This window comes from Escherichia sp. KCJ4928 (assembly GCF_004352695.1).
Taxonomy (GTDB): Bacteria; Pseudomonadota; Gammaproteobacteria; order Enterobacterales; family Enterobacteriaceae; genus ECMA0423.
Genome location: NZ_SJWV01000493.1, coordinates 1 through 794 on the forward strand (window position 1 = coordinate 1; position 794 = coordinate 794).

General features: G+C 35.9%; 1 pseudogene. It reads left to right on the plus strand.

Going from position 1 to position 794, the window contains the following annotated elements:
- Window positions 1-767 (plus strand): annotated as a pseudogene (gene ehxD / locus E0D98_RS25065) (enterohemolysin T1SS ABC transporter subunit EhxD); the annotation flags it as partial.
- Between the last annotated feature and the right edge of the window lie 27 nt (window positions 768-794).

Consider the following 794-nt stretch of genomic DNA (forward strand, 5'->3'; position numbering starts at 1 on the left):
GCCTGTATGAGCATCAGGTATCACAGGAAGGAAGAAAACTCAATGATTTTAAGTATTTGTTGAATAAAAAAGCTGTTTCTCAACATTCAGTTATGGAGCAGGAAAATAGCTATATTCAGGCAAAAAATGAACATGCAGTCTGGCTTGCACAGGTTTCTCAACTTGAAAAAGAAATAGAACTTGTGCGGGAAGAACTGGCACTGGAGACGAATATCTTCAGAAGTGAAATTATCGAGAAGCACAGAAAATCAACAGATAACATTGTGTTGCTGGAGCATGAGCTTGAAAAAAACAGGAAGAGAAAAGCATCATCTTTTATTAAAGCTCCTGTGAGTGGTACTGTTCAGGAGTTAAATATACATACAGAAGGTGGTGTTGTCACAACAGCAGAAACGCTGATGATTATTGTCCCTGATAATGATATTCTCGAAGTAACAGCATCTGTACTTAACAAGGATATCGGTTTTATACAAGCTGGACAGGAGGTCGTTATTAAAGTAGATGCATATCCATATACACGTCATGGTTACCTTACAGGGAAAGTAAAAAATATAACTGCAGATTCTGTTTCTGTTCCGGATACAGGACTTGTATTTAACGTGATTATATCTGTTGATCGGAATGATATACAGGGAGAAATAAAAAAAATTCCTATTACAGCTGGAATGACTGTTATGGCAGAAATAAAAACCGGAGTACGTAGTGTTATCAGCTATCTTCTTAGCCCATTAAAGGAAACTATTAATGAAAGTTTACGTGAACGTTAGTATATAAATAATACATTGGCTTTTTAT